The sequence below is a fragment of the Mycolicibacterium fallax genome, from assembly GCF_010726955.1.
GTDB classification, from domain to species: domain Bacteria; phylum Actinomycetota; class Actinomycetes; order Mycobacteriales; family Mycobacteriaceae; genus Mycobacterium; species Mycobacterium fallax.
In genome coordinates this window covers 3,909,046-3,921,856 of sequence record NZ_AP022603.1, presented here as the reverse complement: position 1 = coordinate 3,921,856, position 12,811 = coordinate 3,909,046, and the positions used below count along the sequence as shown (strand labels likewise).

Below are 12,811 nucleotides of genomic sequence, written 5' to 3'. Positions count from 1 at the left end.
TAACTGGAACACGTTTCAGTTATGCTCGTCACATGGGTGACCCCGCACTGACCACCGACCTCGGCCACGTCCTGGTGACTGGCGGCTCCGGCTTCCTCGGCGCCAACCTCGTCCGCGAGCTGCTCGCCACCGGCCATCGGGTCCGGTCGACCGATCGCGTGCCCTCGCCGCTGCCCGACCAGGACAATCTGGAGACGGTCCTCGGCGACATCACCGACCCGGAAGCCGTCGCCAAGGCCGTCGAGGGCATCGACACCATCTTCCACACCGCGGCGATCATCGAGCTGATGGGCGGCGCGTCGGTCACCCCCGAGTACCGCGAGCGCAACTTCGCCGTCAACGTCGGCGGCACCCAGAACCTGGTGCGCGCCGCCCAGGACGCCGGGGTGCAGCGCTTCGTCTACACCGCCTCCAACAGCGTGGTGATGGGCGGGCAGCCGATCTCCGGCGGCGACGAGACGCTGCCCTACACCGACCGCTTCAACGACCTCTACACCGAGACCAAGGTGGCCGCGGAGCGTTACGTGCTCGCCCAGAACGGCGTCGAGGGCATGCTGACCTGCTCGATCCGGCCCAGCGGGATCTGGGGCCGCGGCGATCAGACGATGTTCCGCAAGCTCTTCGAGAGCGTCATCGCCGGGCACGTCAAGGTGCTGATCGGCGGCGCCGACGCCAAGCTGGACAACTCCTACGTGCACAACCTGGCGCACGGCTTCATCCTGGCCGGCCGGCATCTGGTGCCCGGCGGCACCGCCCCCGGCCAGGCGTACTTCATCAACGACGGCGAGCCGATCAACATGTTCGACTTCGCCCGGCCGGTCATCGAGTCCTGCGGCCGCAGCTGGCCCAAGCTGCGGGTGCCCGGCGCGCCGCTCCACAAGATCGTCACATTCTGGCAGAAGCTGCACTTCAAGTTCGGCATCATGGCCCCGCCGCTGGAGCCGACCGCCATCGAGCGGCTCTACCTGGACAACTACTTCTCCACCGAGAAGGCCCGTCGTGACCTGGGCTACGAGCCGGTGTACACCACCGTCGACGCCACCGAGCACTGCCTGGACTACTACGTGTCGATGTTCCACGAGATGGAGCACGCCGCCAAGAAGTGAGCCCGCTCGCCGGCTCGGCACCGCCCGAAACGGTGTGCAAGACTTCGCGAATTGCACATTCTCTCGGGAGGAGAATCAGATGACCGTTCTGGTGACGGGGGCCTTCGGACTGGTCGGATCCGCGACCGTTCGGCAGATCGCCGGTGAGGGCCGCCGGGTGGTCGCCACCGACCTGGACGTGCCGGCCAACCGTGCGGCGGCCGAGACCATGTCCGGCGTCGAGGTCCGCTACGCCGACCTGACCGACCCCGCCGCCATCGAGCGGCTGGTCGCCGAGGTCAAGCCGACCGCCATCGTGCACCTGGCGGCGATCATCGCCCCGTTCTGCTACTCCCGCCGCGCGCTGGCCCGCAAGGTCAACGTCGACGGCACCGCCAACCTGCTGGCCGCCGCCGCCAAGCTGGCCGACCGGCCGCGGTTCGTACACGCCTCCAGCATCGCGGTGTACGGCCCGCGCAACCCACACACCGTCACCGGGGTGCTGCGCGCGGACACCCCGACCGTCCCCGGCGACCTCTACGGCAGCCAGAAGCTGGCGGCCGAGGAACTGGTCCGGGCCAGCGAGCTGGACTGGGCGATCCTGCGGCTGGGCGGGGTGATCAGCGTCAACCTGAGCCTCAACCAGCCCGAGGAGATGCTGTATTTCGAGAGCGTGCTGCCCACCGACGGCCGGCTGCAGACCGTCGACGTGCGCGATGTCGCCTCGGCGTTCTCCGCGGCCACCGTCCGCGACGGCGCGGTCGGCAAGACCCTGCTGATCGGCGGCGACGACGCCACCCACCGCCAGCTGCAGGGCGAGGTGGCCGAGCGGGTGGCCGGCGCGATGGGCATGAGCGGCGGGTTCTCCGCGGGCCGGCCCGGCAACCCCGACAGTGACGTCGACTGGTTTGCCACCGACTGGATGGACACCGCCGAGGCGCAGCAGATCCTGGAGTTCCAGCAGCACTCCTGGCCGGAGATGATGGCCCAGATCCGCGCCGACACCGGCGCCAAGCGAGTGCTGTTCAAGCTGGCCGGCCCGATCGCGCGGGCGGTGCTGAGCCGTCGCTCCGCCTACCACCGCTGGCCCGGCCAGTACGCCGACCCGTGGACGGCGATCCGCGCGCGGCTGGGAGATCCGAAGCCGGACTGACCAACCCGCAACCACCGGCGGCGATAGGGTCGGCCCATGCTGCATCAGTTCACCGCCGCACAGCGCCGCGCGCTGGCGGTCCTGACGGTCCTGGCGCTGCTGTTCGGCGCGTACTTCCTGCGCAGTTACCTGGTGCTGATGGCCGTCGGCGCGATCCTGGCCTACCTGTTCCACCCGATCTACCGGCGGCTGCGCCGGCGGATGAACGCCGGCCTGTCGGCGACGACGACGCTGCTGGCGGCGACCCTGATGGTGCTGGTCCCGGTCGGCGGGATCCTTTTTCTGGCCATCGTGCAGATCTCGCAGATGATCAACGGGGTTGGCCAGTGGATGGCCAAGACCGACCTGACCGAACTCGGCAACCGGGTGCTCGGCTCGGTCAACGACGCACTCGGGCGCATTCCGTACCTCGACGTGTCGCTGTCGGCCGACGGCATCCGGGACTGGGTCTCCAAGGCCGCCCAGACCGTCGGCAGCGCAACCCTGAGCGTGGCGCGCGAGTCGGTCGGCGGGGTCGCGTGGGCGATCGCCTCGGCGATCATCTTCCTCTACGTGTTCCTGTCGCTGCTGACCAAGGGCGACCGGGTGCTCGCGCTGTTCCGCGACCTGAACCCGCTGGGCGAGCAGGCCTCCGACCTGTACCTGGAGCGGGTCGGCGCGATGGTCACCGCGACCGTCCGCGGCCAGTTCATCATCGCGCTGTGCCAGGGCGTCGCGGCGTCGGTGTCGCTGTACATCGCCGGCGTGCACGACGGCTTCTTCATGTTCGTCATCTTCTTGACCGCGCTGTCGTTCATCCCGCTGGGCGCCGGGATCGTCACCATCCCGATCGGCATCGGCATGGCGTTGTTCGGCAACGTGATCGGCGGCATCTTCGTGGTGGTGTTCCACCTGCTGGTGGTCACCAACATCGACAACCTGCTGCGCCCGTTCCTGGTTCCCAAGAACGCGCACCTGGATCCGGCGCTGATGCTGATGGCGGTGTTCGCCGGCCTGAGCATGTTCGGGTTCTGGGGCATCGTGCTGGGCCCGGTGACGATGATCATCATCGTCACCACCATCAGCGTGTACCGCGAGGTGTACGCCGGCGTCGCGATCCGCGAGGCGGACGACGAGGACGACGGCGGGCCGCCGGGCGGGGACGGCGGGCCGCCGGGCGCGGACCCGGCCGGGGCGATTCTGCCGGTGCTGGCCGAGGGCACGGCGGAAGGGTCGCAGGACGGCTCGGCGGGGGGCTCGTCGGAGGACGCTGGCGGGGCGGGCGCCGGCGGGGCGGGCGCGTCGGGGCGGCCGCCGGCGACGGGCGACTGAGCCGAGGGCTACTTCAGCCGCTCGGTGAGGAACTCGACCACCCGCTCGCGGGCCTGGAAGGTCGGATGGTCGGGCTTGTAGACCACCTGATCGGTCAGCACCGAGTGCGCGAACCGGTTCAGTCCGTCGGGGTTGCCGGGCGCGGAGTTGATCTCGATGACCTCGAACGCATCGCCCAGCCGATCCTTGAGCGTCCGGAAGCGTTCCCGCGGCGCCATCTGGTCCTCGGAGAACCGCAGGCCCAGTGCGCACAGACCGTCGGTCTCGGTGCGCCGCTGCACGGTGGCGAGTTCGTCCTCGGAAACCCCGGGGTCGCGCCGGATCGCCGGACTCACCCCGATCGGCAGCGACGGCTGGCTCAGCACCGGGGCGAGCACCGCGTCATCGACGGCGGCGGCCAGCGCGAACCCGCCGGTGAAGCACATTCCGATCACCCCGACGCCGCGGCCCGGGGTCTGCTCGTTGAGGTCGCGGGCCAGCGCCCGGATGAAGTCGGTGATGGGCCGCTTCTTGTTGGTGGCGAACGCGGCGAACTCCTTGGCCACGCAGGCCCGGGCGAGCACCAGCGCGGCGCCGGGCCCGATCCCGGCCCCCGGCGTCCCGAACAGTGACGGTGCGGCGACGGCGAAGCCCGCGCCGGCCAGGTGATTGCCCAGCTCCCACACCCCCGGGTGCAGCCCGGGCATCTCCGGGATGAGCACCACGCCGGGCCCGGAGCCCTTGCGATAGACGTCGTAGGTGAAGCCGCCGCCGGTGAACGGCCCACAGGTCCAGCCCGGGAAAACCGCCGTGGAATTGGTCATTGCGATCTCCTCTGCCGGGGTGTTTCTCAGCCGGGTGGTGGTTTCGTCGGCTATTTGGCCTTGGCCGGCAGCGGCGGGGCGTCCTGGACGGCGCGGGCCAGCGTGCGGAATTCGTCGGGGTTGCCGGCACCGGTGATCGCAACCTGCGTCGGGCCGGCGGCCGAGTCCAGCCGCGCGGACCACACCGGCTCGCCGCGTTCGGAGCCCTGGTAGACCACCCAGCGGACACCGTCGATGTCCTGCGAGCCGGTCGGGTAGAGCTCGGGATGCACGGCGGCCACCAGTCGGTCCTCGTCGGCGTTGCTCTGGGTGACCGACAGGTACACCCCGCGCGGGGTGATGTAGCCGACCCGCGACAGCAGCGCCCGCTTGCGCTGGCCGTCGGCCGGATCCACCCGGCCGGAGTCGATGCCGTCGCGGGCACCGGAGTTCGGCTGCCAGTCCTCGGGCACCGTCGGCAGTCGCACCGGGAAGCCCAGCACCTGGGCGTCGGAGCCCAGCGCGGCCGAGACGTCGTAGCGCGGGACCGGGCCCGGTTCGGGTCCGGTCGGCTGGAAGGAGCACTGCCCGAGCATCCCGGCCAGCACGACGCAGGCGATGACCAGCGGGGCCATCGACCAGAACATGTCCCGGCCGTCCTGGAACAGCCGGTTCTTCGCCGCCTTGGGGGCCGGTCGCGCCTCCGGGGCGGGCACCGCGGCCGGTGTCGTTTCGACAGCACCGGGTGCGCCGGGGTCGGGTTCGGCGGGCTGCGGCGGCGGTGTGCTCACCCCTCCAGTATCCAGGCCCATCCCAGCTCCCCGGCCGCCAGGGGCTTCTGGGACAATCGGCACATGAGCGACGCGGCTTCCTCCACCCCCACTCCCACTCGACGCCGCGAGGCGCCCGACCGCAACCTGGCCCTGGAACTGGTCCGGGTCACTGAGGCCGGTGCCATGGCCGCCGGCCGCTGGGTCGGCCGCGGCGACAAGGAGGGCGGCGACGGCGCCGCCGTCGACGCGATGCGCGAGCTGGTCAACTCCGTCTCGATGCGCGGCGTCGTGGTCATCGGCGAGGGTGAGAAGGACAACGCCCCGATGCTCTACAACGGCGAAGAGGTCGGCAACGGCGACGGGCCGGACTGCGACTTCGCCGTCGACCCGGTCGACGGCACCACCCTGATGAGCAAGGGCATGCCCAACGCCATCTCGGTGCTGGCCGTCGCCGAGCGCGGCGCGATGTTCGACCCGTCGGCCGTTTTCTATATGAACAAGATCGCCGGCGGCCCCGACGTCGCCGAGTTCATCGACATCACCTCCCCCATCGCAGCGAACATCCAGCGGATCGCCAAGGTCCGCAAGGCCTCGGTGTCCGACGTCACCGTCTGCATCCTGGACCGCCCCCGGCACGCCAAGCTGATGGCCGCCGTCCGTGAGGCCGGTGCGCGCATCCGGCTGATCTCCGACGGCGACGTCGCCGGCGCCATCTCGGCCTGCCGCCCGGAGTCCGGCACCGACCTGCTGGTCGGCATCGGCGGCACTCCCGAGGGCATCATCGCCGCCGCCGCGATCCGCTGCATGGGCGGCGAAATCCAGGCCACCCTGGCCCCCACCGATGACGAGGAGCGCCAGCGCGCCATCGACCGCGGCCACGACCTGGACCGGGTGCTGACCACCAAGGACCTGGTCGCCGGGGAGAACGTCTTCTTCTGCGCGACCGGGGTCACCGACGGCGACCTGCTCGACGGCGTGCGGTTCTTCGGCGGCGGCTGCACCACCCAGTCCATCGTGATGCGGTCGAAGTCCGGCACCGTCCGGATGATCGAGGCCTATCACCGGCTGTCCAAGCTCAACGAGTACTCGGCCGTTGATTTCACCGGCGACAAGACCGCCGCGTATCCGCTGCCCTGATCACCCCCTTTCCCCCTGCTCTGACTACCTTCCCACCGACCACCGACAACTCCGAAGGACGACGATGACCGACGGCGAGTACCGCATCGAGCACGACACCATGGGCGAGGTCCGGGTCCCGGCCAAGGCGCTGTGGCGGGCGCAGACCCAGCGTGCCGTGGAGAACTTCCCGATCTCCGGCCGCGGACTGGAGCGCACCCAGATCCGTGCGCTCGGGCTGCTCAAGGGCGCCTGCGCCCAGGTGAACAAGGACCTCGGGCTGCTGGACCCGGCCAAGGCCGACGCCATCGTCGCCGCGGCAGGTGAGATCGCCGACGGCCTGCACGACGACCAGTTCCCCATCGACGTGTTCCAGACCGGCTCGGGCACCAGCTCCAACATGAACGCCAACGAGGTGATCGCCTCGATCTGCGCGGCCAACGGCGTGACCGTGCACCCCAACGACGACGTCAACATGTCGCAGTCCTCCAACGACACCTTCCCGACCGCCACCCACATCGCCGCCACCGAGGCCGCGGTGCGCGACCTGATCCCGGCGCTGGAGGTGCTGCACGAGTCGCTGGCCGCCAAGGCCAAGCAGTGGCGCACCACGGTGAAGTCCGGCCGCACCCACCTGATGGACGCGGTGCCGGTGACCCTCGGCCAGGAGTTCGGCGGCTACGCCCGCCAGATCGAGGCCGGCATCGAGCGGGTCCGCGCGTCGCTGCCGCGGCTCGGCGAGCTGGCCATCGGCGGCACCGCCGTCGGCACCGGCCTCAACGCCCCGGACGGGTTCGGCCCCAAGGTCGTCGAGGTGCTCACGACCGAGACCGGGGTCGCCGAGCTGCGCCCAGCCGTCGACGCCTTCGAGGCCCAGGCCGCCCGCGACGGGCTGGTCGAGGTCTCCGGCGCGCTGAAGACCATCGCGGTTTCGCTGACCAAGATCGCCAACGACGTGCGCTGGATGGGCTCCGGTCCGCTGACCGGCCTCGGCGAGATCCAGCTGCCGGACCTGCAGCCGGGCAGCTCGATCATGCCGGGCAAGGTCAATCCCGTTCTGCCCGAAGCGGTCACCCAGGTCGCCGCGCAGGTGATCGGCAACGACGCCGCCGTGACCGTCGGCGGCCTGTCCGGCGCCTTCGAGCTCAACGTCTACATCCCGATGATGGCCCGCAATGTGCTGGAGTCGTTCCGGCTGCTGGCCAACGTGTCGAAGCTGTTCGCCGCCAAGTGCATTGACGGGTTGGTCGCCAACGAGGAACACCTGCGCACGCTGGCCGAGTCCTCGCCGTCGATCGTGACGCCGCTGAACTCGGCGATCGGCTACGAGGAGGCCGCCAAGGTCGCCAAGCAGGCGCTGGCCGAGAAGAAGACCATCCGCCAAACCGTCATCGACCGCGGCCTGATCGGCGAGAAGCTCTCCGAGGAGGAACTCGATCGCCGCCTCGACGTGCTGGCCATGGCCAAGGTGCGCGACGGCGAGTGAGTCCGGCGCGTCGATAGCCGCTTGCTGACCACGATTCGGCGGGTTGACCGGTTCCCCTTGGGGCCCGGCGACCCGCCGAAGTCGTTGTGGCAGCGGTGGCAGCGGCGCGAGGGATTACCGCAGCCCTCGACATTGGCGGGGTGAGCGACCCGGCGCAGCCCCTAGAATTCGCCTCAGTCGTTTCGAGAGGGGGTTACCGTGGCCGACCCCGACCAGCCCACCGAGTTGCTGACGTCGTCCTCCGGCGAGCCGGCGACCGTACAACCCAGCCGGTCGCCGCTTCGGCACCCGGCGACCATCGCCGCGGCGTTGCTGTTGGTGCTCGTCGTCGCCGTCGCCGTCGTGATCGCCGGTCGCCTCGGCGGCGATCACCAGGATGCCGGCCCGGCACGGCTGGCCTACACCGCCGCTGCCACTGCCGCTGTCACCGTTGCGGGCGGCGCGAACGGCGTCACCGTCGACCCCGGATCACGGTGGCTCTACGTTGCCGGGACCTCGCCGAGCACCGGCCTCGGCACGCTCTCGGTGATCGACGCCGACACCGAAAAAATCACCCGCACAATCGAAGTCGGCAAGTATCCCGGTGACATCGCGGTCGGCCAGGGCGGCCGGACGGTGTACGTCGCCATCCGCGACGGGGTCTCGGTGGTCGACCTCGACGCGGGCGCGGTCACCGGCACCATCAAGTTCGAGCAACGGCCGAGCGGGTTGGCCGTCCTGGGCCGCGATCTGTACGTCGCGCACCCGTCCTCCGTCGATATCACCGAGCTGGGCCCCGGCGACAAACTCGACACGGCGTTTCCGAACCTGTCGATCATCGACACCGTGACCAATAAGGTGATCACGACGCTGTCGACCGGCGGGCCGGATGCGCTGGCGCTGGCCGCCGATCCGCAGCGTTCGGCGCTCTACGCCGTAGACCTGACCAACGAGATCACCGCGGTCGACGCGCGAATGCGCAACGTCACCAAACGATTCCGGATCGACCCGGCCAAACTCGTCGGCATCATGGGCCTGGCGGTCGACCGCAACCGACTCTACGCGGCAGGCGTCGACACCGCCGGCGGGCAGGGGTCGTTGACCGACATCACCGGCGGCATTCCCGCCGCGCCGATCACGATGCCCGGCCCACTCGGGCAGATCGCGATCGACTCCGATGCCCGCAGGGCCTATGTGCTCATCCCGGCGGTCACACCGTTGCCCGACAGCACGGGCGGCCAGGCCGCCGAGGAGGCGCGCGACGGCGGGCTGGCGGTGGTCGACCTGGACGCCAAGACCGTCACCGACATCGTCGAGGTCGGCGCGGACCCGCGCAGCGTGGCGGTCGATGCCACCACCCACACCGCGTACGTCGCCAACGCAGACGACACCGTCTCGGTGATCAAGCCCGGGTCGATCAAGCCCGCATCGATCAAGCCCGCGCCCTGAGCGCGGGCGGGCTTTGGACATTCGTCCGGAGCGCCGGGTTCGTGTCGCGCTTCGGGAAACCGGGCTCGACTAGGCCCCGTTGTTGGGTCCACCCGAATTCGCCCCGGGGATATCGGTGATTGGGAAGTTTGGCATCGGCGGCGGCGACGGGGTGGCCGGCAGCGACGGGATGTCCTGCGGCGGAATGTCTTTGAGCTCATTGACCGGCGGCCCGTTTTCCCGACTGCCGTAGCTGGTTCCGGGTTCGCGTTCGCCGGCCAGCTGCGAGACCGTCACCAGGTGGTATCCGTTGGCCTTGAGGACCGGGATGAACTGCTGCACCAGGTCCACCGTCGAGGAGTAGGTGTCGTGAAAAAGCACCACCGAGTTCGGCTTGATCTGCGTCATCAGCATGTAGCGGGTGGCGTCGGTGTTGGCGTCGTTGGCCCAGTCGAACGGGATGACGTCCCAGTTGATGTCGGCGAGCCCCTGCCGGCCGGCCTCGGCGAGCACCTCGTCGTTGATCAGTCCGCCGGCGGTGCGCACCAGTTTCGGCCGGGCCCCGGTGGCCTGCTCAATCGCGTCGCTGGCCCGGCGGAACTGCGCGGGGATCTCCTCGGCCGGGATGGTCGTCATGTTGGGGTGTTCCCAGGTGTGGCTGCCGACCTCCATGCCGGCCTCGGCGATCCGCTTGGCGCCCTCGGGGTTGGCGGCCACCTTGTTGCCGATCAGGAAGAAGGTGGACCTGGCGTCGTTGTCCTTGAGGATCTGCAGCAGTCGGTCGGTGTAGGGGCCGGGGCCGTCGTCAAAGGTCAGCGCGATGCATTTGACCGCGCCGCAGTCGACGCCGGCCTGTGCCTCGGCCGGGCTGTCGCGGGTGACCCGGCCGGCCAGCACACCGACCACCACGACCAGGACGATCGAGACCGCCCCAATGGCGATCCGCCAGTACGGCCAGGCCGGATTCTTGGGCTCGGACGTGGGCACCGCGCCAGCCTACCGGGCGTTGCTGGGCGAGGCCGTTCCGCGAGCGCTCAATGGTGGACACCGCTCGCGGCGTGTCACGTACCAGGGTGAGCGCTGGCGGCGGGGCTGCCCGGCCAGCGCTCAGCTGCGTACACCGCTCGCGGCGTGGCGCGTACCAGGGTGAGCGCTCGCGGGGAAAGGGGCAGCGGCGCGTACCAGGGTGAGCGCTCGCGGGAGAGGGGCAGCCCGCACCAGGGGCAGCCCGGGAAAGGGCACCCGCAGCTGGGGGCAGCCAGGGGGCTACGGCAGCGCGTTGGGGCTGATCTCCTCCAGCATCTCGGTGACCAGCGCGGCGATCGGCGAGCGCTCACTGCGCAGCAGGGTGATGTGCGCGAACAGCGGGTGCCCTTTCAGCTTCTCGATCACCGCGGCCACCCCGTCGTGCCGGCCCACCCGCAGGTTGTCGCGCTGGGCGACGTCGTGGGTGAGCACCACCCGCGAGCCCGTGCCCAGCCGGGACAGCACGGTCAGCAGCACGTTGCGCTCCAGGGACTGCGCCTCGTCGACGATGACGAACGAGTCGTGCAGCGATCGGCCCCGGATGTGGGTCAGCGGCAGCACCTCGAGCATGCCGCGGGAGGCCACCTCGTCCAGCACGGCCGGACTGGCCAGCCCCTCCAGCGTGTCGAAGACGGCCTGCGCCCACGGCCCCATCTTTTCGCTTTCGCTGCCCGGCAGGTAGCCCAGCTCCTGGCCGCCGACGGCGTACAGCGGGCGGAACACCACCACCTTGCGCTGCGTCCGGCGCTCCAGCACCGCCTCCAGGCCCGCGCACAATGCCAGTGCCGACTTGCCGGTGCCGGCCTTGCCGCCCAGCGAGACGATGCCGACGGACTCGTCGAGCAGCAGGTCCAGCGCGATGCGCTGCTCGGCCGAACGGCCACGCAGCCCGAACACCTCCCGGTCCCCGCGCACCAGCTGCACCCGCTTGTCGGCGTTGACCCGGCCAAGCGCATGCGAACTACCACCGAGCAGCCGAATCCCGGTGTGGCACGGGAGATCCCGGGCCTCGGCGAGTTCGATGTCGCCGTCGGCGAAGATCTGGTCGATGTCCTCGGGCTCGACGTCGAGCTCGGTCATCCCGGTCCATCCCGAGGGCACCACGTCCTGCGCGCGGTACTCGTCGGCCGGCAGGCCGACCGCACCCGCCTTCACCCGAAGCGGAATGTCCTTGCTCACCAGGGTGACTCGCTTGCCCTCGGCGGCCAGGTTGGCCGCGCAGGTCAGGATGCGCGAGTCGTTGCTGTCGCTGCGGAACCCGGCCGGCAGCACACTGGGATCGCTGTGGTTGAGCTCGACGTGCAGCGTCCCGCCTTCTGCCCCAACGGGAATCGGCTGATCCAGCCGGCCGTGCTCCAGGCGCAGGTCGTCGAACAGCCGCAGCGCCTCCCGGGCGAACCAGCCCAGTTCGTGATGGTGCCGCTTTGCCTCCAGCTCACTGATGACGACGAGAGGAACGACAACTTCGTGTTCGGCGAACCGCATCAATGCCCACGGATCGGACAGCAGTACCGACGTGTCAAGCACGTAGGTCCGGATGTTGTCCCGAGAAACCGGTGAATCAGTCACGTGGCGCTCCTCGACCCCCGCGGCCCCGCGAAGGCAATTCGGCGGGCGCAGCGGCAAACCGGACCGGGGCCGGTCCTTCCGTCGTAACGGGGAGTGCCGCCCGGACAGCAGAGCAGGTCGCTAGCCATCAACAGGGACGCTACTCCCGTAGCGTCCCCGTTGCTCGGCAGGCGCGCCGCCGCCAGAAGCTAGATGAATTCCTTGAGCGCGGGCTCTTCGGCCAGGCCCCAGGCCTCGATGCGCTCCGCGATGATCTGGCGCAGGATCTCGGCGTTGAAAATGCCGGCGGCCGCGACATTGTCGCGCTTGTCGCCGTAGGCCTTGATGTCGGCGCCGACGACCTCGAGCTCGCGGGCCCGGGCGGCGATCGCGGCGACGGTCTCCTCGCGCGCGGTGCCCAGCAGGTGCGTCACCAGGTTGGCGAAGAACAGCTCGTGGCGATCCTCGTCGGCGGCGATCCGCTCGATCAGCGACTTGAGCGTCGGCTCGTCGATCTGGGCGGCGAGGTTGCGGCAGAACCGGGCACGCGAGCGCTCGTAGAAGGTCATGAACACCAGGGTCTCGACCTGACTGTACTGATCGGCGCGGTAGCCGGTGTTCATCACGTGGTCGATGCGGACGTCCTCATTGGCGTTCGCGTCGCAGTTGCGGGTGACCATCAGGTAGTTGCGCAGCACGATGGCGTGCAGGTGCTCCTCGGCGGTCCAGCGGCCGATGAAGCGGCCCCACTGGTCCCGCAGGATGAAGTGCTCGACGAGCTCGCGGTGCACGCCATGCATGTTGTCCTTGTCGATCAGCAGGATCTCAAGGGCGTCGACGACGTGCTGCGGCAGCGTCTGCTGAGACGGCTCCCAGTCCACGCCGTCGAGCATGGCGAAGTTGCGGCCCTCGTCGAAGGGCACGTAGTCGTGGGCGAACCAGATCTCCTCGGTGCCGAGGTGCCGCTGCATGTTTTCAGCGACCACCGGCTCGAGCTCAAGGGTCAGCGTGTTCGGTTCCGGGAAAACGGCCATGGAAGTAAATGTAACCCGAGTTCACACGTTTCCGGAAATCGACTCGGCCGCTCGCGCCAATTTGTGACTTTCGCCCCAGGCGAGCCGACC

General features: G+C 69.7%; 11 protein-coding genes. 6 read left to right on the top strand and 5 right to left on the bottom strand.

The features are described 5' to 3' along the window. Positions 1-32 precede the first annotated feature (32 nt). From G6N10_RS18850 to G6N10_RS18840, 3 genes are all read left to right on the top strand, one after another. The gene (locus tag G6N10_RS18850) at positions 33-1,106 is read left to right on the top strand and encodes a 3-beta-hydroxysteroid dehydrogenase (protein ID WP_085100870.1); all 1,074 of its coding nucleotides are present in this window, start codon (positions 33-35) and stop codon (positions 1,104-1,106) included. 79 nt (positions 1,107-1,185) lie between these two features. Continuing rightward, positions 1,186-2,238 carry an NAD-dependent epimerase/dehydratase family protein gene (locus tag G6N10_RS18845; protein ID WP_085100867.1) on the top strand — a complete coding sequence of 351 codons (1,053 nt, stop codon included), beginning with the start codon at positions 1,186-1,188 and terminating at the stop codon, positions 2,236-2,238. A gap of 36 nt (positions 2,239-2,274) precedes the next feature. Beyond that, entirely contained in the window at positions 2,275-3,549 is a 1,275-nt protein-coding gene (locus tag G6N10_RS18840) for an AI-2E family transporter (protein ID WP_163742592.1), read from the top strand. An 8-nt stretch (positions 3,550-3,557) separates the two neighbouring features. On the opposite strand, the gene G6N10_RS18835 is transcribed toward G6N10_RS18840, so the two are convergent. Beyond that, the gene (locus tag G6N10_RS18835; RefSeq protein ID WP_085095440.1) at positions 3,558-4,352 is read right to left on the bottom strand and encodes a dienelactone hydrolase family protein; all 795 of its coding nucleotides are present in this window, start codon (positions 4,350-4,352) and stop codon (positions 3,558-3,560) included. 50 nt (positions 4,353-4,402) lie between these two features. Then, the gene (locus G6N10_RS18830; protein ID WP_407664002.1) at positions 4,403-5,122 is read right to left on the bottom strand and encodes a DUF4245 domain-containing protein; all 720 of its coding nucleotides are present in this window, start codon (positions 5,120-5,122) and stop codon (positions 4,403-4,405) included. Between the two features lie 63 nt (positions 5,123-5,185). On the opposite strand from G6N10_RS18830, the gene glpX reads away from it, so the two are divergent. The 3 genes from glpX (at position 5,186) to G6N10_RS18815 (ending at position 9,134) form a co-directional block, all read left to right on the top strand. Beyond that, positions 5,186-6,241, top strand: a complete 1,056-nt coding sequence (gene glpX / locus G6N10_RS18825) for a class II fructose-bisphosphatase (protein WP_085095443.1) — start codon at positions 5,186-5,188, stop codon at positions 6,239-6,241. A 64-nt stretch (positions 6,242-6,305) separates the two neighbouring features. Continuing rightward, on the top strand, positions 6,306-7,706 hold the full coding sequence (locus G6N10_RS18820) for a class II fumarate hydratase (RefSeq protein WP_085095445.1): 1,401 nt from the start codon (positions 6,306-6,308) through the stop codon (positions 7,704-7,706). A gap of 198 nt (positions 7,707-7,904) precedes the next feature. Continuing rightward, positions 7,905-9,134, top strand: a complete 1,230-nt coding sequence (locus G6N10_RS18815; protein WP_085095447.1) for a YncE family protein — start codon at positions 7,905-7,907, stop codon at positions 9,132-9,134. Positions 9,135-9,203: 69 nt separating this feature from the next. Here G6N10_RS18815 and G6N10_RS18810 read toward each other — a convergent pair whose 3' ends face one another. The 3 genes from G6N10_RS18810 to G6N10_RS18800 all read right to left on the bottom strand — a co-directional run bounded on the left by G6N10_RS18810 (position 9,204) and on the right by G6N10_RS18800 (position 12,721). Beyond that, positions 9,204-10,100, bottom strand: a complete 897-nt coding sequence (locus tag G6N10_RS18810; protein ID WP_085095449.1) for a polysaccharide deacetylase family protein — start codon at positions 10,098-10,100, stop codon at positions 9,204-9,206. A 279-nt stretch (positions 10,101-10,379) separates the two neighbouring features. Then, complete coding sequence (locus tag G6N10_RS18805) at positions 10,380-11,708, bottom strand: RNA 5'-3' helicase PhoH2 (RefSeq protein WP_085095451.1); 1,329 nt, start codon at positions 11,706-11,708, stop codon at positions 10,380-10,382. Between the two features lie 188 nt (positions 11,709-11,896). Next, complete coding sequence (locus tag G6N10_RS18800; protein ID WP_085095453.1) at positions 11,897-12,721, bottom strand: acyl-ACP desaturase; 825 nt, start codon at positions 12,719-12,721, stop codon at positions 11,897-11,899. Positions 12,722-12,811: the final 90 nt, after the last annotated feature.